15 protein-coding genes and 2 rRNA genes are annotated in these 17,475 nt (G+C 41.8%); 5 read left to right on the top strand and 12 right to left on the bottom strand.

Annotation, left to right across the window (positions count from 1 at the left end):
* The first annotated feature begins 219 nt into the window (after window positions 1-219).
* Window positions 220-705, top strand: a complete 486-nt coding sequence (locus tag LZF95_RS09220; protein WP_233754698.1) for a hypothetical protein — start codon at window positions 220-222, stop codon at window positions 703-705.
* Between the two features lie 52 nt (window positions 706-757).
* Here LZF95_RS09220 and LZF95_RS09215 read toward each other — a convergent pair whose 3' ends face one another.
* Window positions 758-3,145 carry an endonuclease MutS2 gene (locus tag LZF95_RS09215; protein ID WP_233754697.1) on the bottom strand — a complete coding sequence of 796 codons (2,388 nt, stop codon included), beginning with the start codon at window positions 3,143-3,145 and terminating at the stop codon, window positions 758-760.
* Entirely contained in the window at window positions 3,145-3,495 is a 351-nt protein-coding gene (locus LZF95_RS09210; protein ID WP_233754696.1) for a DUF4296 domain-containing protein, read from the bottom strand. Before LZF95_RS09210 ends, LZF95_RS09215 begins: the two co-directional genes overlap by 1 nt.
* Window positions 3,496-3,601: 106 nt before the next feature.
* Between LZF95_RS09210 and LZF95_RS09205 the strand changes: the two genes are divergently transcribed.
* The 4 genes from LZF95_RS09205 (at window position 3,602) to hemN (ending at window position 7,858) form a co-directional block, all read left to right on the top strand.
* Window positions 3,602-4,480 (top strand): DUF58 domain-containing protein, encoded by an 879-nt coding sequence (locus LZF95_RS09205; RefSeq protein WP_233754695.1) that lies wholly within the window; start codon window positions 3,602-3,604, stop codon window positions 4,478-4,480.
* A complete protein-coding gene (locus LZF95_RS09200) occupies window positions 4,473-5,369 on the top strand; it encodes a hypothetical protein (protein WP_233754694.1) in 897 nt (298 codons plus the stop codon). Before LZF95_RS09205 ends, LZF95_RS09200 begins: the two co-directional genes overlap by 8 nt.
* Window positions 5,350-6,393, top strand: coding sequence for a VWA domain-containing protein (locus LZF95_RS09195; protein ID WP_233754693.1), 1,044 nt, complete (start codon window positions 5,350-5,352; stop codon window positions 6,391-6,393). The genes LZF95_RS09200 and LZF95_RS09195 overlap by 20 nt, the downstream gene beginning before the upstream one ends.
* Before the next feature lie 106 nt (window positions 6,394-6,499).
* Window positions 6,500-7,858: an oxygen-independent coproporphyrinogen III oxidase gene (hemN, locus tag LZF95_RS09190; protein WP_233754692.1), complete on the top strand. Its 1,359-nt coding sequence runs from the start codon at window positions 6,500-6,502 to the stop codon at window positions 7,856-7,858.
* On the opposite strand, the gene LZF95_RS09185 is transcribed toward hemN, so the two are convergent.
* The 10 genes from LZF95_RS09185 to LZF95_RS09140 form a co-directional block, all read right to left on the bottom strand.
* Window positions 7,855-8,556 (bottom strand): sulfite exporter TauE/SafE family protein, encoded by a 702-nt coding sequence (locus LZF95_RS09185; RefSeq protein WP_233754691.1) that lies wholly within the window; start codon window positions 8,554-8,556, stop codon window positions 7,855-7,857. The two genes, hemN and LZF95_RS09185, sit on opposite strands and share 4 nt — an antisense overlap.
* Window positions 8,557-8,982, bottom strand: coding sequence for a FixH family protein (locus tag LZF95_RS09180; RefSeq protein ID WP_233754690.1), 426 nt, complete (start codon window positions 8,980-8,982; stop codon window positions 8,557-8,559).
* A gap of 25 nt (window positions 8,983-9,007) precedes the next feature.
* On the bottom strand, window positions 9,008-10,420 hold the full coding sequence (gene ccoG, locus LZF95_RS09175) for a cytochrome c oxidase accessory protein CcoG (RefSeq protein WP_233754689.1): 1,413 nt from the start codon (window positions 10,418-10,420) through the stop codon (window positions 9,008-9,010).
* A 47-nt stretch (window positions 10,421-10,467) separates the two neighbouring features.
* A complete protein-coding gene (locus LZF95_RS09170) occupies window positions 10,468-11,409 on the bottom strand; it encodes a cbb3-type cytochrome c oxidase N-terminal domain-containing protein (protein ID WP_233754688.1) in 942 nt (313 codons plus the stop codon).
* Window positions 11,406-11,591: a cbb3-type cytochrome c oxidase subunit 3 gene (locus LZF95_RS09165; RefSeq protein ID WP_233754687.1), complete on the bottom strand. Its 186-nt coding sequence runs from the start codon at window positions 11,589-11,591 to the stop codon at window positions 11,406-11,408. Before LZF95_RS09165 ends, LZF95_RS09170 begins: the two co-directional genes overlap by 4 nt.
* Window positions 11,592-11,600: 9 nt before the next feature.
* Window positions 11,601-13,727 (bottom strand): cytochrome-c oxidase, cbb3-type subunit I, encoded by a 2,127-nt coding sequence (gene ccoN / locus LZF95_RS09160; protein ID WP_233754686.1) that lies wholly within the window; start codon window positions 13,725-13,727, stop codon window positions 11,601-11,603.
* Window positions 13,720-13,908, bottom strand: coding sequence for a cbb3-type cytochrome oxidase assembly protein CcoS (gene ccoS / locus LZF95_RS09155; RefSeq protein WP_233754685.1), 189 nt, complete (start codon window positions 13,906-13,908; stop codon window positions 13,720-13,722). Before ccoS ends, ccoN begins: the two co-directional genes overlap by 8 nt.
* Window position 13,909: 1 nt before the next feature.
* The gene (locus LZF95_RS09150; protein WP_262912233.1) at window positions 13,910-16,336 is read right to left on the bottom strand and encodes a heavy metal translocating P-type ATPase metal-binding domain-containing protein; all 2,427 of its coding nucleotides are present in this window, start codon (window positions 16,334-16,336) and stop codon (window positions 13,910-13,912) included.
* A 638-nt stretch (window positions 16,337-16,974) separates the two neighbouring features.
* A 5S ribosomal RNA gene (rrf, locus tag LZF95_RS09145) occupies window positions 16,975-17,086 on the bottom strand.
* Between the two features lie 179 nt (window positions 17,087-17,265).
* Window positions 17,266-17,475, bottom strand: a 23S ribosomal RNA gene (locus LZF95_RS09140); the annotation flags it as partial.

The raw sequence follows: 17,475 nt of genomic DNA, 5'->3' as shown, positions 1-17,475 counted from the left end.
TTTGAACTTTAATTAATACCTTTAGTTTTACAGACGTAAAGCAGGAAGAATGTGGCAGGCAACGGATAAATAGTGGATTATCGTGCGCATGCCAGCTGTGGTTAGAACAGCCTATAGAAAATAATTATATGAAATCGAGCATGTCGCAGGCGACACACAGAGAGATGATTATCTACTATGCGAGATTCCATGTGACCTATAAAAATCAAAAATAAACACATGAAACCATCAATTCTCAAACTACTCCTATCGGCATTTGTACTACTTGTACTTCAAAGTTGTGGTGGAGATGACCCTAAACCAGATCCGGTGAAAACTCCAGAGCAAATCGCAACAGAGGCTTTGACAGGAACAGGTTCGCAGACATGGGGGATTGCTGGAGGAGGTTCTGTAGAACGCGACGGTACTACGGTTACAGATCTTTACTCAGATTTTGAACTTATGCTAGCATCCGCCAACTCGAAGACCTATTCTTCCACAAACAATAATGACCTTTTCGACAATTCCGGCACATGGTCATTTGCAGGAGCAAATTTTGACAAATTCGTATTGTCTGGATCCAAACCGGCTTCGGATAGAGAGATTTCTTTTACTCAAACCAACAATACCTTAAAACTTACCTTTACCATTTCGGCACCTGGTGCCAGGATCAACGGGGTGATGGCTGTAGCCGGAAGCTACACGTTCAACTTACTGAAACAATAAAGTATAAAAGTCTATTATAACGAAGGAGAGCTCGTTGCTCTCCTTTGTCGTTTTATTTCAATGTCACCAAGGTAACACCAGCTCCCCCACGATCGGCATGCTCATCCTCTATGTGTTTGACCTGAGTCATGTCTCTCAGAAAATTTCTGGTCAAATCCCGAAGGATTCCATTTCCTTTACCATGTACGATTCTAAGATCTTTCAATCCCAGCATGTGACCTTCATCCACAAAGGTTTGAATTAACGAAAGAACTTCTTCACCCCGCCTGCCCCGTATATCCAGATTAGGAGAATAATCCATCATTTTCTCATTCGTATTGTAGCCGCTTCGCGAAACGGCCGCTTTCTTTTCTTTTTTGACCACCCCTTGGGAAATCTTCTCCAGTCTGGAAAGCTTTACTTTTGATTTCAATTCACCTATTGAGACTTCTACTTCATTGCCTTTGACCTGAAGTACTTCCGCAATAGCACCGTTATCTTTTACCCTCACCCAATCTCCAGTGATAATTTCACCCCCGATCACTTTGATTTCAGGGCTTTTGACAACATTCTTCTCAGGCTTTACCTTTTCTTTGAATTCTTCCAAATCCTTACGGATCTGCTTGGTAGCCTCTTTTTCAGCCTTTCCTTCCTTGATTTCCCTAATGGTAGCTTCAATCTTCTTATTTGCTTGGTCAAGTAACTGTTTTGCTTCTTGTTTTGCTTCCTGAAGGTAGCGTTTCTTAGTACCCTCCATGGTTTCCTTCAGCTCATTGTATTCCTGAAGCCGGGTTTTAAGTAGTCTTTCCTTCGCTTTTACATCTGCCAGCAAGGTTGTATACTGATTCTTCTCATTTTCCACCTGGGTGAGCAGCCTATCATACCGAACTCTCTCCTCTCCTATCTGGTCTTTGGCGTATTTCAGTATCTCCTTAGGAATCCCGATTTTAGAAGCGATTTCCAGGGCAAAGGACGATCCCGGCTTACCAATTTCAAGCTGGTACAGAGGCTCCAACTTATCCACATCATAACGCATAGCCCCATTCACCATTCCTTGGTTTTTGTTAGCGATCTGCTTTAGGTTACCATAGTGGGTCGTAATCACCCCATAAGCTCCCAGTTTGTTGAGGGCTAGAAGGATGGACTCCGCTATTGCTCCACCAAACTGAGGCTCTGTGCCGGTGCCAAATTCATCTATGAAGAGTATGGTTTTCTTATTGGCAAAAAGCGAGAAGTGCTTCATACTCATCAGGTGCGAACTGTAGGTACTCAGATCATTTTCCAGATTTTGCTCATCACCTATATCTATGAAGAAGTTGTCAAAAAGAGAACTTTTTGAGTCTGGATGAACGGGTATCAACACCCCACACTGCAACATGTACTGAAGGAGTGCCACTGTTTTCAATGTAACTGACTTTCCTCCTGCATTGGGACCGGAAATCACCAGTAAGCGCTCATGACCGCTCAGAGTGATGTCAAGCGGCACGATGTTTTTGCCCTGGGTCTTCAGTGCCATTTCCAGGATCGGATGCCTCGCCCTTGTCCAGGCCAATTGCCTTTCTTTGGTAATCTCAGGCCTGCAGCTGTCTGTTTTCTGCGCAAATTTTGCTTTGGCACGAATGAAATCCATCAGGCCAAGAAAATTTGTAGCCTTCCTCAAAGCTGGAATTGCCGGACGGATTTTATCAGTAAGCTGAGTGAGAATCTTGATAATCTCCCTCCGCTCCATATACTCCAGATCCCGGATCTCATTATTGATATCCAGAGCCTCCTCTGGTTCCATATAGACTGTCTGACCAGTCGCGGATTCATCATGGATAAAACCCCTCAGCTTCCGCTTATTTTCCGTGGCCACAGGGATCACCAATCTGCCAGACCTAACCGTGATCGCAGAATCCTCCGGGGTCAATCCTTTTGCCCGTGCTTCTTTGAATACCCGATCCATAACTTTGCGGAGGCGGGATTCCTCATAGATAATCTGACTTCTTATGAGCTGCAGATCTTTACTGGCATTACTGCGCATCTTACCTTTCTCATCGATGATCAGCTCGATTGCTTTGAGTAAGCTCATATCCAGATCTATTAGTAGCCCCAAGAGTTGACTCAAAACTGGATAATCCTCTTCTCTCTTCTTGAAAAATGAAATACAACCTCTAAGTGTATCCAAGGAGAGCTTAATCTCATAAAAGTCCTCTACGTCCAGAAAGGAATTTTCAAGTTTTGCCTTTTCCAGGTAAGGATTGAGGTTTGTGAAATTAGAGGAAGGAAACAACTCTCCTGAAATCAAAATCAGACGGAATTCTTCCGTCTGATCAAGTAATTTGGAAACCAGATTATAGTCTGATGTAAAAGCCAAGCGATCTACATACTGCATTCCTAGCGGAGATGTGCATTCCGCTTTTATCAGTTCTTTGACTTTTAGAAAATTTACTTTTTGTTCTAGATTGCGAGGGTATAGCATTACAACTTATCTAAATCTCCTTCCACAGAATCCCTTACCATGAGCGAATCCACTACACGCGAATAGATTCGTTCCATTTCAGCAGGATCGCGGAGGTAATAAATCATACTTTGGGTAAAGAGAGAATCACTTACCTCATGTTCGATGAAAACATCCTTTTCCAGTAGCTTGTACAAGACCCTTGAGGAGTCATATGAAACAGGCATCGCACTCGCAAGCCCCTCAGTAACATGGATATCTATCAGAATCTCCACCATTTCATCTTGAGAGAGCAACCCTTTGGGTCTGTTGCCTGAATTGCAGGCAGCTAGCGTTAGAATGCAAAAACTTAGTATTAGAAAACTTTTCACAGGTCAAAATTAGGTTTTTTTAACGATAAAACTCCCCACCCTTCATGTAAGTGAAATTTTATAATTCAGCTTAGAAGCATAACTTAGGCCGTTCAAATCACCATTCATGAACGAATTATTCAATAAGCTCAGAAAATACGAAATCATGATCCGAAAGGTGGCCAACAATCACCTACAAGGAGAGTACCAATCCCTCTTCAAAGGATCAGGGTTAGAGTTTGATGACCTCCGTCCCTACCAATATGGGGATGACATTCGTACTATTGAATGGAAAGTATCCGCCAAAGGACACGGCACATTTGTGAAAACGTTTCGTGAAGACAAAGAACAATCTGTTTTTTTTCTGTTGGATATTAGCGGAAGTCAAGATATCGGGCAGGCCGGCAATAAGAAAATCGACCAAGGTAAAACCATAGCCGGAGTACTTACTTTGGCAGCGATATTCGAAGGAAGCCAGATAGGGCTGATCAGTTATTCCGATCAAAAGGAAAAGCTCATCCTTCCATCTAAAGGGAGTAAACAAGGTGTAAAAATGATCCGTGGGATTTTTGACCATGAAAACATATCCCTGAAAACAGATCTTAATTCCATGTTTACCTTTGCACTGAACCTGATCAAAAAAAGAGCGGTGATCGTGATTATATCAGATTTCATAGATGAAGGATACGAGCGGTCTTTCAGGGCACTTGCTGAGCGACATGATGTGGTAGCTGTTCAGCTCACCGATCCACGGGAGTCTGCCTTGCCCGCTTTAGGTATAATTCCCGTTTATGATAAAGAAAAAGGAAAAACAACGTGGGTGAATACCGCCTTTGGAAGTTTTTCTAAAAAAATAGCTGATACCTTTACTTCCGAACGGGAGCATCTCAAAGATATCTGCAAAAAGAACCAAATCAATTACCTTGCTATAGATACAACCCAAGATATAGTAGGCCCACTTATTGAGCTGTTCAAGTACCGAAATAAAAGCATGAAACGTGGTTAAAGCGCTCAAAATCATATTCTTTCTATTTATACCATTTCTGGGCGGTGCACAGCAGATCAACATAGAGGGTTACTTTATGCAGGATTCTGCCAAACTTGGTGAGCGGGTGGGATATGTGTTAAAAGCAACCTATCCAGAATCAGCCCAGTTAATTTTTCCTGATTCCACTTTCGATTTCACTCCTTTGGTTTTATTGGAAAAAAAGACATTTATCTCCAGTACCCTAGACGGAATCACCCAAGACAGTACCGTGTACTATCTGTCCAATTTCTCCTTGGACCCAAGCTCCTACCTCACGCTTCCAGTATATGAATTGGCCAGGTATGACAGTATTGTCCACTATCCCATGGAAGCAGAACTTAAACTAAAACTTACTCTGGACAGTATTCCTGAGCAATTGGTCTTTCAGCAAAACAACATTTACCAGCCTCTGGATAAATCCTTCAACTGGATCATCTTTGGGGCTATTGCAGGTGGGGTTTTAATCCTTTTAGGTGTTTTCTATTTGCTTTTTGCAAAGCGAATCCGGGAATATTGGAAGGAAAAAAGGGAGAAAATGCGCTGGGCACGATTTGAAAAAAGATGGAAAGCCCAGACCACTTTACTTTCTGAAAATCCGTCCATTGAATCCGCAGATGAGGTAATAGGCTTGTGGAAAGGCTATATGGAAAGTATCACTAAACTTCCCGTGAAAGAGTGGACATCAAGTGAGATAGGGAAAAGAATGGGCAACAAGGAGATATTCAAAGCACTTAGGACGATCGATTTAATAATTTACGCTGGGGACTCATCAAAAAGTGAGGAAGCCACCTCCTATTTGCTACAGGTAGCAAGAGAAAAATTTCAGGAAAAACAAACCAAAATCAAGCATGAGGGAGCAGCTGTCTGAATTCTTTAGCTGGTCTTGGTTTCAGACTGAGACTTTGAAAACCTACGAGTGGGAAAACCCTCTTTTACTTAATCTGATCTGGATTATTCCGGTCTTTATACTTTTCAGGACATTCGTGAAATTCCTGAAAAACCCTGTCCTAGAACTTTCATTGCCTAAACGAATAGCAAATAACAACCCTTGGACGTATTTAAGACTGATTCCAGCGGGCTTCTTCTATTTATTCTTAATCATGTTGGTTATTGCCTTAGCCAGACCTCAGCGAAGCAATGAACGGGTCGAGCAATTCACTGAAGGAATTGACATTATGATAGTTTTGGATATTTCTGAATCCATGGATCTTCAGGATTTCACCCCGAACCGTCTGGAGGCAGCCAAAGCCACCGCCATAGATTTCATAAATGGTAGAGTCGGTGACAGGATTGGCGTGGTCGTATTTGCCGGAGAGGCCTATTCGCTAGCTCCTTTGACTAATGATTATAAGTTGCTCACTGATCTGATAAAAGAGATCTCCTTCAACATGATGGAGGCCAAGGGAACTGCCATCGGTTCTGCATTGGCCGCAGGAACCAATCGTATGAAAGAATCAGAATCCGCGTCCAAAGTAATGATTCTATTGAGTGATGGGGAGAGCAATGCCGGAAATGTTGATCCGCTTTTTGCGGCGAATCTCGCAGCTGCGTTAAATATCAAGCTTTATACCATAGCCATGGGTAAAGATGGGCTGGTTCCTTATGGAACTGACTTCTTCGGGCGGCCTCAAATGGTAGAAAGCTACCTAGACGAAACCACCCTTCGGGAAATAGCAAAAGTGGGGGATGGTGAGTTTTTTAGAGCTGCGGACGGCGGCACATTAGCTGCCATTTTTGAAAGAATCGATACATTGGAAAAAACTGAAATCACCGAGAACAGATATAAAGAAACCGCTGATTACTATCGCATCTATCTTTTTTGGGGATTGTTATTCTTTTTCACTTGGTTAGGACTTAAAAGTTCATTTCTCAACAACTTCCTACTCGATTGACCTTCTTTTGTTAAAAGTAATAACTGATCAAAATCAGTTATTTGTACCGGTGAAAATCAATAAATGTAATTCATGAGTTACCGTAATTCGTGCCAAACGATAACTCATGACGCCATCATCCGAACTGGTAAAAAAATATAATCAACCTAGCCCAAGGTACACTTCCTATCCTACGCTTCCCCTTTGGGAAAACAGTCTCAAATCTGAAGTATGGGAAGAACTGGTAAAAAAGGCTTTTCTACAATTTGGAAAAAAGGAAGGGATCTCTTTATATATACACCTTCCCTTCTGCGAAAGCCTATGCACCTACTGCGGCTGTAACAAGCGGATTACCAAGAATAAAGCTGTAAAAGCCCCCTATATTCAGGCTCTATTAGCTGAGTGGAGAAAATACACTGACCTTTTCAATGAAAAACCTAAAATTGCCGGCATCCATTTGGGAGGAGGTACACCTACGTTCTTTGATCCGGAGTGTTTACACGAGCTGATATCCCAAATTTTGGGGAGTTCTGAACGGATGTCAAATGCCGAATTTAGCTTTGAAGGACATCCAAACAACACAAGTTTCGCACATTTAATGACACTGAAAGAGCTTGGGTTTGACCGTGTGAGTTTCGGTATCCAGGATTTTGATGAGCAGGTGCAAACTGCCATCCATAGAATTCAACCCTTTGAAAAAGTTAAGAACGTAACCGATTCTGCCAAAATTTTGGGCTATACCTCTATCAATTTTGACCTGATCTATGGACTACCGCATCAGACGCTGGAGAGCATGACTGACACCATCGCAAAAGTCCAATCTCTGAAACCTGATCGGATTGCTTTTTATTCCTATGCACATTTGCCAAGTGCTTTCCCTGCACAGAAAAGTTTCGAACAATTTCTGCCTTCTGAAACACAAAAGAAAGAATTGTATGAAACAGGGAGGGCACTTCTTAAAAATACCGGGTATGAAGAAATCGGCATGGATCATTTTGCGTTACCAGGCGACCCATTAGTCTCTGCAAAATCCACAGGTCAGCTTCATAGGAATTTCATGGGCTACACGACATTGCCTTCCAAAGTACTGATCGGTCTAGGATCAAGCAGCATTAGTGATGTTTACTTTGCGTATGCACAGAATACAAAAGGAATAGAAAGCTATCAATCCGAGGCTATAAGTGGAAGCTGGGCTTTACAGAAAGGACATATACTTACTGACAAAGACATACAGGTAAGGAATATCATTCTCGATCTAATCTGTAAAAACCAAGCGGAAATCCCCCAGGAAATCTGGAATTCACTTACCGAAAGACAGTTTAATAGTTTAAGAGAAATGGAATGCGATCAGCTCATAAGCATTGCTTCTACTCTGCTGACGGTAAGAGAGGAAGGAATGCATTTTGTACGAAATATTTGTACCCAAATAGATCTAAGACTTGCAGCTGACAGATCAAAAAAAGAGCTATTCAGTAAGGTAGTTTAACGGCAAAGGGTAACTTCAAACTGCTGAGCCCCATAGTCAAAAACCACTAAATCCGGACTGTAAAACATTCCAAACCCTAATCCGCGAAAGATAAAGAGGATACCTATGACTACTCCTAGATAAGGGATGGCTTTCTGGAATTTCTGTCTGACCTGGACTGAAAACACCCTTCCAGAATACATCATCACTAGAAGCAAAGGAATAGTACCAAGGCCAAAAACAAACATGTAAGCAGCTCCTAAAATTGGGCTTTGAAAAGCTAAAGCTGCAATCAATGCCATATACACCATCCCACATGGCAATAAGCCATTTGCAAGACCGGTGGCAAAAAAAGCAAAAGATCCCCCTGCTTTTATGAACCTACCCAGTTGTTTTTTCACCCAGAGAATTATCCCTGACAATGCAGGAACGGATAAAAACAGGTCTGCTTTATTGTAAAAAAGTGCCACGATCAAGATCAACACGCCCATAGCTATAGAGAATATCTGCTGGACTCCTGCCAGGGACAGGGTAAATCCTATACTTCCTACCAATAGACCCAATGCCGCATAGGTGGTACTTCTTCCAAGATTATAGAGGATTTTATGGTAAAAATAAACATTCCGCTTAGAACTGCTTACTGCCAAGGCTATAGGCCCACACATTCCCACACAATGAAATGCTCCTAAAAAACCCAACAAAAAAGCTGTCCACAACATCTATAAGTTGATTTTCTTCTCTTGATAATAATCTACCCCATTCTCTTCCCATTTCAGCTGAATCTTCCAGTATCCTGGTTTCAGATCTTTTAAGGATACTTTTGTCATACCGGATTGATTGACTTCCAGCTTGATTTCTTGATCCAATGAGGAATCAGAGGGTCTGAAAAACTGCAGCTCACCTCTTGTGCCTATGGGAAGATCTAGAATTAAAACATTTAACTGGGAATCATACGAAATCACCGTCCTATCCAGGGCGTTTGCTGAAGTAGAGTTATCAATACGATCCTGATAGTTGATCTCTTCCTCATAGTAATTTTCAGTCACCAGTTCTATTCCCTCCATACGCACGGAGAAAATCACCATAGCCATAATCAACGCCACGAAGGCAAGTATTGTTAGAAAGATCCCTTTTCCCCAATTCATAATTCACAATTTTTCGTTCCGTCTTTTACTTGATAGGCGCAGTGAAATTAGTTTTAACATAACCTATCTCCTCCCCTAGATGAAGTACTGACAACTCTATTTGTTCTTGATTTACTTTGACGTCCTGTTGGCTCTTCACCAGAAAGAAACGCCTCTCCAACTTAGATTGGGGCTCCAACACCAAATGCTGATCACCTACTATCTCTACCGCTACCCCATTAGTCAAAGACCTAAGTGAAAGCTCCTGGGTTTCATACGTTTTGTTTATCAGCGTAATCTGATAGAGATTGGTAACCGTTCCATCTTCCCTTTCCTGATAAGTCATGCCAGGAAACCTTGTCACAGTAGCGGTGATGTCTTTTCGGGTTGTCAGCAAAGTCACAAAAGCAATGAGCAAAAGGAAGAGAATTCCGATGTAAATTTTCACTTTACCGGTCAATAACTTTTGGAAACCTTGTTTGATACTATTCTCTGAAGCGTATCGGATGAGCCCCTTAGGCCGGTCAACTTTCACCATCACCTCATCGCAGGCATCTATACAAGCGGTACAATTAACACACTCCATCTGTATGCCATTGCGGATATCTATTCCTGTAGGACATACCTGTACGCAAAGGTTACAATCTACACAATCACCGCTTGGGGAAGCTTTTTCCGTACTCTTACGTATGGGAGCTCTAGGTTCTCCACGGATGTAATCATACATCACATTGATGGAATTATTATCCAGCATCACTCCCTGAAGCCGCCCATAAGGGCATACCACTAAACAAGCTTGCTCACGGAACCATGTAAATACGAACATGAAAATCCCTGAAAAAGCCAAAAGACCAATAAATCCTGCCAGATGTGCAGAAGGCGGAGATGATACTATGTTAATTACTTCATCTACTCCAATCAGGTATGCCATCACTAGATGACCGATTAATAAGGAGATGATTGCAAAAACTGTTATTTTCAATCCCTTTTTAGCAATTTTCTCCTTGTTCCATGGCTGATCATTCAACGCACGCTGTTGATTCGCATCACCTTCTATTAGGTACTCAATCTTGCGGAACACCATCTCCATAAACAAGGTTTGTGGACATGCCCAGCCACACCATACCCTCCCGAACACCACAGTAAATAGAATGATAAAGACGAAGAAGATAAGCAGTAAAAAAATCAGTAAATACGTATCCTGAGGCCAGAATACTGCGCCAAATATGATGAACTTTCGTTCAAAAATATTGAATAGAATCCAAGGCCTTCCGTCTATTTTAATGAATGGGCCAGCAAATAAAATCCCCAAAAGTACCCACGAAAGGTAAGTTCTATACGCATAGAAATATCCTTTTACTTTCTTAGGATAAACCCAGTTCCTCTTCCCGTCATCTTGAACGGTAGCCAGGGCATCCCTAAAATTCTCAGGACTTAAATGTGGATTCTTCTTTGCCATACAAATGCTATTCATTGCCACAGCCCAATAATATCGGCTGAGCGGATTTAATCGGAAAGAACCGTAGTATCAGAAGACACCCCCTCATCAACCGCAGGGGATATAGACTCATCAGGCAAGTCACTATTTTCTTTGCTTTCGTAAAGTTCACCTTGAGGCGCTTTAGGGGCTGCAGGTGTGGTGCCCTGCAGAGAGAGAATGTAGCTGGACACTGCTTGGATTTGCTGAGGATTCAGTTGATCCTCCCACGGTACCATTCCCTTCTCGATCACACCATATTTGATGACTTTGAATAAATCCTTGACATCCCCTCCATGAATCCAATATTGATCTACTAAGTTTGGGCCTACCCCGCCACCTCCATCTGAAGCATGACAGGCGGCACAATTTGTATCGAATATCGTCTTGCCTGAACTTAATGCCACATCAGAATAATCCACTTCTACGTTAGTTTCATCCACGGATGCCAAAGCACTCGCTCCTCTTGCTTCAGCCTCTATAGCAGCTATACGGATTTCTTCTTCATATTCCTCAACACCTGTTTTACCATAGCCTAATACCGTATAATAGCCAAAATAAACAATTGCCAGCACAATGGTTCCTGAAAACACATATTGTAACCAAGGGGGCATAAAATTGTCAAGTTCCTGGATACCGTCATAAGAGTGATCATCCATCAATTTATCCTGAGATAGCTCTTCCTTCACATCTCCCGTGACAAAACGCTTTTTGAAGGATTCCCACCATCCTGGTTGTTCAGCCAGCTGTGGATTCTCTTTTCGGAAAACCTCTGAAATAAAGGATAACATATACAGCAGCAAAACAAGGAGCAGAAGTATCACTCCAAGTATTACACCTATGATAATAAATATTGTTAGTTCTGTGGCTCCCATTCCTTGTACCACGCTTGAGATAGATTCATCCTGCGCTAGCAATGGATTGGAAAACATTAAACTACATAATGTCAAAACGGTCAGATACTTTTTCATGGCTTCTTGTCGGTTAATTCATGCTCATCATCCATAGGTAGTGAGCTCATATGCTCGATGTATTCCTTTGGTACCTTCAGTGCCCAAATGGCAATTCCAGTAAAAAAAAGGACAAAAATGACAAGGGAGATAATGGGGAATATCTCTATATTTTCAATTGATCTTAATACTTCTTTGTACATGATTTCTGATTACTTAGATGAAGAGACCTTGATATCAGTACCCAAGCGTTGTAAATATGCGATCAATGCCACAATTTCAGTCGTCGGCATCACCTCTATACCCGCGTCTTTTAAGTTGGTCGAAATCTCTGTTGCCTGTGTTTCCAGATCCACAACCGCCTGGGCATCATATCCTTCAGGGTAAGGCACTCCTAGTTTTTGCATCGTTCTGATTTTCGAAGGCAAATCAGAATAATCGAGTTCATTAGTGATCAGCCAAGGATAAGGAGGCATCAAAGAACCGGGGGACATGCTTCGGGGATCCTCCATATGGAAATAATGCCAGCTGTCAGGGTATTTCTTCCCTACACGATGTAGATCCGGACCTGTCCTTTTTGATCCCCAGAGAAACGGTCTATCATAGACAAACTCCCCTGCCTTGGAATATTCACCATAACGTTCAGTTTCAAATCTAAACGGCCTGACCATCTGAGAATGGCAACCCACACAGCCGTTTTGAATATAAATATCCCTGCCTTCCAATTCCAGTGCTGTATAAGGCTTCACTGAGCTGATCGTAGGAACATTGGACTTTACCAGAATGGTAGGAATAATCTCCACTACTCCTCCGATCAGTATAGCTACTGTAGCCAAAACAGAGAAGAAAACCGGCTTTCTTTCCCATGCCCTGTGCCAGAATTCACCTTTTGGATTATAGTTTCTGGCCAATGCAGGAGCTGAATCTTCTTCTATTTCAACAAACCTTCCTTTCTGTGCGGTCTTGAGCATATTGTACATCATAAGTATCGCTCCACTCAAGTAGAGGAGTCCACCAAATGCCCTTAGCATATACATTGGTACTAATTCGATAACAGTCTGCAAGAAGTTACCGTACGCTAGTTTGCCCATTTCGTCAAACTCTCTCAGCATTAAAAACTGGGTCAATGCAGCAACATACATAGGAAGAGCATAAAAAATAATCCCCATCACCCCTAACCAAAAGTGTACATTTGCCAACTTGGTTGAGAAAAGGGTGGTTTTGAACAGCCTAGGCCACATCCAATACAACATTCCGAAGGTCAAAAAACCATTCCAGCCTAAGCCGCCTATGTGAACATGTGCTACTATCCAATCGGTGTAATGGGCAATAGCGTTTACATTTTTGAAAGATAGCATTGGCCCCTCAAACGTGGCCATTCCGTATGCGGTAATCGCTACCACCATAAACTTCAGAACCGGATCGGTAGTCACCTTGTCCCACGCTCCACGAAGTGTCAGCAGCCCATTCACCATACCTCCCCACGAGGGAGCAAGCAGCATAACCGAAAACACTGTGCCTAACACCTGAGCCCATTCTGGAAGAGATGTGTAAAGCAAGTGGTGGGGGCCAGCCCACATGTAGAGGAAAATAAGAGACCAAAAATGGATTATGGATAGCTTATAGGAATATACAGGTCTATTAGCAGCCTTTGGCAGGAAATAATACATTAATCCCAAGAATGGAGTAGTAAGGAAAAATGCCACCGCATTATGTCCATACCACCACTGTACCAACGCATCCTGAACACCGGCATAAGCAGAATAGCTTTTCATGAATGATACAGGCAAAGCAAAGGAATTTACTACGTGCAGGACAGCGACGGTAATAAATGAAGCCAGATAAAACCAAATCGCCACATACATGTGTCGCTCTCTACGAGTAAGGATTGTTCCTATCATATTTACGCCGAAAGCCACCCAAACCACAGCAATTGCAATATCAATCGGCCATTCCAACTCCGCATATTCCTTAGAAGAAGTAAGGCCTAAAGGCAAGGTCAATACAGCGGAAAGAATAATTAATTGCCAGCCGTAAAAGTGAAACCAACTAAGTGATTTTCTCCACATGGGAGCTTTCAACAGCCTGGGCATGGAATAATACACTCCTGCAAAGATTGCGTTGCCCACAAACGCAAAGATTACCGCATTGGTGTGAAGAGGCCTTATTCTACCAAAAGTGGTGTAGGGATTGCCTAGATTAGCTTCTGGCAGAAACAACTGAGTTGCGGCAAGTACACCGACTAGCATGCCTATTATGCCCCAAATAATGGTCGCGGCGCTGAAATACTTGACAATTTTATTGTCGTATTCGAACCTCTCCAGTATAGAATCATTCATGGGATTTTGGTTTTGATGGTTGATCTTTTTTATATTTTTTTGGGTTACTTTCGAAAAGGATGCGGATCGAAGGCGTATGATTATCATCAAACTGGCCTTGCTTCATAGCCTTAAAAAAAAGGAAAAGGAAGGTGCCTGCTAAAAGCAAACTGATTCCGATTAAGACAAAAATCACCTCCATATTAAAATAGTTTTGGTGTCAAAAACCCCTTTCTCCAAGCTAAATAATTCGTGGCAAACGTAGTAAAAACCACCACAGAAATACTACTTAAGGGCATTAGGATAGCACATATTACAGGGCTCAAAAGGCCTTGAACTGCCAAACCTAATCCGACTAAGTTGTAAAGCACACTTAATACGAAGCTGGCTTTTATAATATACCTGCTTGATTTAGCAAAACTTAAAAACTCGGGTATTCTCCCAAACACTTCAGAGTCCATGATAGCATCACTGGCAGGAGAGAAATGGCTTACCCTATCAGAAATAGCTATTCCGACTTGACTTTCCTGAAGAGCTCCTGCATCATTCAGCCCATCCCCTATCATCAGTGTGTTACAGGATTGATTCAATTTCTTTAAATAAGCAAGCTTATCTGAAGGACTTTGCTTGAAATTAAACGCGATTCCATCCCCAAGCTTTTCTTTCAAAAATGTCTCTTCATGTGCAAAGTCTCCAGATAAAACATGAAGTTTAAAATCCGCACTGAGCTTTTGTACAACATCTGAAGCGCTCTCCCTAAGTCCGGACTCAATATGAAAATATCCTAAACCTACTCCTTCAACTGATAAACAGACTACATTTCCATTTGGGTTTTCTATCTTTTCAGTAAATCCAGTGAAGTCCATTGATCCGAGTCTAAACTCTTGCCCTTTGTATATACCTAGGAGCCCACCCCCTTTTACTTCTTCACAAGAATCTAATGAAAAACCCGATCTATTGCCAAGCCATTGGTTGATTCTGGCACTTAATGGATGCGTGGATCTAGCTACCATTGCTTTGAGTATATTTTTACTCTCTTCGGACAGCAGCTCTCCTACATAGCGTATTTTAGCATTTGTAATATCCGTGAGAGTTCCTGTTTTGTCAAAAACCACACAATCAACAAGAGCTAGCCTCTCAATCACATTAGCATTTTTCAGGTATAACTTACTTTTTCCAAAAATCCTAAGCGTATTCCCCAAAGTAAAGGGTGTGGACATTGCCAAGGCACAAGGGCAGGCCACAATGAGCACAGAGGCAAATACTTTCACTGCGGTAGAAAAATCGATAAAAGACCAGTAAGCAAAACCTGATACAGCAATCAGTAAAACAGCCCATGTGAAAACAGAGCTCACCTTTGTAGCCAGTGGTTCCATCAATTGTTCCTTGCTTTTCTCAAAAGCCTCATTGTTCCATAAGTCAGTAAGATATCCCTGAGAAGGCGATTTCTGTACTTTCAGTGATATACCTTCCCCTTTTTGTCTTCCGCCTGCATAGATCAAATCTCCTGTATATTTGATTACTGGTATTTCCTCTCCTGTCACAAAACTATAATCGATGTTTGCTTGCCCATTCACGAGGATGCAATCAGCCGGTATCAATTCTTCATCTCTTACCAAAATCTCATCCTCAATTTGAAGCTTAGAGAGGGGAATAACCTCTTCTTGCTGACTTACAATCCTTGTGACCGCAATGGGAAAATAAGCTTTATAATCCCTGTCAAACTCGAGTGTAGAAAAAGTCTTTGTCTGATAGAGCTTTCCCAGAAGTAAGAAAAACAAGAGTCCACCCAGGCTGTCCATGTAGCCTGAACGCTGAAACATAAAAATCTCCCACAAGGAATACAAAAACAAGGCAATTATTCCCAATACAATAGGAACGTCCATATTAATCCGCCTTTGTCTGATAGAATTCCAGGCTGATTTATAATAGTCATTGGCTGAATATCCTACTACAGGAATGGCCAATATCACATTCAGATAACTAAACAGACCTCGAAACGAAACGTCCATTAATTCCGCTTCAGATAAATATTCGGGAATACTGAACATCATCATATTACCGAAGCAGAACCCTGCAACTGCCAACCTTTGGATTAAGCGTTTATCAAGTCCTACTGATTTTTTTTCTGAAAGATTTGAAAGATTAAGTTGAGGTTCATACCCAATTGCTGCCAGCAAGCTGACCACTTCATGTAATTCTATCTTCTCCTTAAGGTACTTAATCTGGACTTTCTTTTTTATGAAATCTACACGGCTGAAAAAAACACCAGAGTGGATCTGAAACAGATTTTCCAAAAGCCAAATACACGATGCACAATGGATAGAAGGAACATGAAAAGTAAGGTGACCTTCACGGTCATTTTGAAAGTCTAGCAAGCTACTTGCTGTCAGCTCGTCTTTAAGGTAATCAAACCTGTTGGGCACCGACTTACTGCCCTTTTGGCTTTCGCCAGGATACGCTGCAATATCATAATACGCACACATATCATTATCAGAAAGAACCTGATAAACCAATTTACATCCTTGACAACAGAAGTTTCTATCATCCATTAAAAGGCTGGATTCCTTGCATTCTTCCCCGCAATGAAAGCATGAGACACTTTTTACAGATGATAATTTTGGCGTCATACTCAATAAATCAGATAAACCATTGATGCAAAATAATTTAACCCAGTGAGTAACCTTGATTAAATATAGTCAAAACCATAAATGGTCTGCAGCCTAACTATGCCACGAAAGTACAGTCCACATGCCGAGCACAAACTGAGTTAAAGCGTAACAAAACATGACAAAAGTCATAATCTTCCCTTTTCAGTCTCTAAGCGGCTTAGTAAGGAGAAAACATATGTTTAATATACTTCATAATGCAGTAAAGTTCAACTTTTGTTATAGGTAGAGGGAGTAGCCAATACGGAAAGGGACTATAAATTAGACTGAACGGGCCATGATTATGCGCATTTCATTAGAGAAAACTGTTAGTCTATATAAAGAAAAATTTCTCGTAAAGAACTGGATTTTATAGCTGGCTAGCCTCTGGCTTTTCTATTCTTATAATTCCGATATAAAAAAACGAATATAAGCCGGACTGCAGGAAAATCACAAATGAAAATGGCAAATAGGAAAAACAGGATAAACCACTATTACTAATTATAAAAGTCAGTTATCCCTTCAAAGAAGGGCACTGCTGCCCTTTTAAGTTAAAAATAAAAGAATGAAAAGCCCCGAACGCAAAAAAGCCTTCCGTTTTCACGGAAGGCCTTGAATAAATGAGGCGGCGACCTACTCTCCCGGGTGTAACCCCAGTACCATCGGCGCTGCAGGGCTTAACTTCTCTGTTCGGGATGGGAAGAGGTGGGACCCCTGCGCTAGGCCGCCTAAATCTTATAGAGCCAAGATTGCCAGATGCCAGATACAAGAGGAATATTCTTGGTTCCCGTCTCTGTGGCCTTGATTCTACCCTACATAGTAGGTAAATATCTTAAGTTCTTCTTGGTACTTGGTACTTGATACTTTGTACACAAGAAAACAACATGTCTTCGCAGAAACTGTAACAAACCCAGCGTAAGCTTTTGGGCAATTAGTACTACTCGGCTATGACATCGCTGCCTTTACACCTGTAGCCTATCGACGTCATCGTCTTTGACGGCCCTAGTTGGAAGTCTCATCTTGAGGGGAGTTTCGCACTTAGATGCTTTCAGCGCTTATCTCTTCCCGACGTAGCTACCCGGCAATGCAATTGGCATCACAACCGGTACACCAGCGGTCGG

Origin of the sequence: Algoriphagus sp. AGSA1 (genome assembly GCF_021390545.1) — a bacterium.
GTDB lineage: Bacteria > Bacteroidota > Bacteroidia > Cytophagales > Cyclobacteriaceae > Algoriphagus.
This window is presented reverse-complemented; position numbering and strand designations above follow the sequence as displayed.

Coding starts and splice junctions, on each gene's coding strand:
- LZF95_RS09220 (WP_233754698.1), top strand. CDS start 220: ATGAAACCATCAATTCTCAAACTACTCCTATCGGCATTTGTACTACTT.
- LZF95_RS09215 (WP_233754697.1), bottom strand. CDS start 3,145: ATGCTATACCCTCGCAATCTAGAACAAAAAGTAAATTTTCTAAAAGTC.
- LZF95_RS09205 (WP_233754695.1), top strand. CDS start 3,602: ATGAACGAATTATTCAATAAGCTCAGAAAATACGAAATCATGATCCGA.
- LZF95_RS09195 (WP_233754693.1), top strand. CDS start 5,350: ATGAGGGAGCAGCTGTCTGAATTCTTTAGCTGGTCTTGGTTTCAGACT.
- hemN (WP_233754692.1), top strand. CDS start 6,500: ATGACGCCATCATCCGAACTGGTAAAAAAATATAATCAACCTAGCCCA.
- LZF95_RS09185 (WP_233754691.1), bottom strand. CDS start 8,556: ATGTTGTGGACAGCTTTTTTGTTGGGTTTTTTAGGAGCATTTCATTGT.
- LZF95_RS09180 (WP_233754690.1), bottom strand. CDS start 8,982: ATGAATTGGGGAAAAGGGATCTTTCTAACAATACTTGCCTTCGTGGCG.
- ccoG (WP_233754689.1), bottom strand. CDS start 10,420: ATGGCAAAGAAGAATCCACATTTAAGTCCTGAGAATTTTAGGGATGCC.
- LZF95_RS09170 (WP_233754688.1), bottom strand. CDS start 11,409: ATGAAAAAGTATCTGACCGTTTTGACATTATGTAGTTTAATGTTTTCC.
- LZF95_RS09165 (WP_233754687.1), bottom strand. CDS start 11,591: ATGTACAAAGAAGTATTAAGATCAATTGAAAATATAGAGATATTCCCC.
- ccoN (WP_233754686.1), bottom strand. CDS start 13,727: ATGAATGATTCTATACTGGAGAGGTTCGAATACGACAATAAAATTGTC.
- ccoS (WP_233754685.1), bottom strand. CDS start 13,908: ATGGAGGTGATTTTTGTCTTAATCGGAATCAGTTTGCTTTTAGCAGGC.
- LZF95_RS09150 (WP_262912233.1), bottom strand. CDS start 16,336: ATGACGCCAAAATTATCATCTGTAAAAAGTGTCTCATGCTTTCATTGC.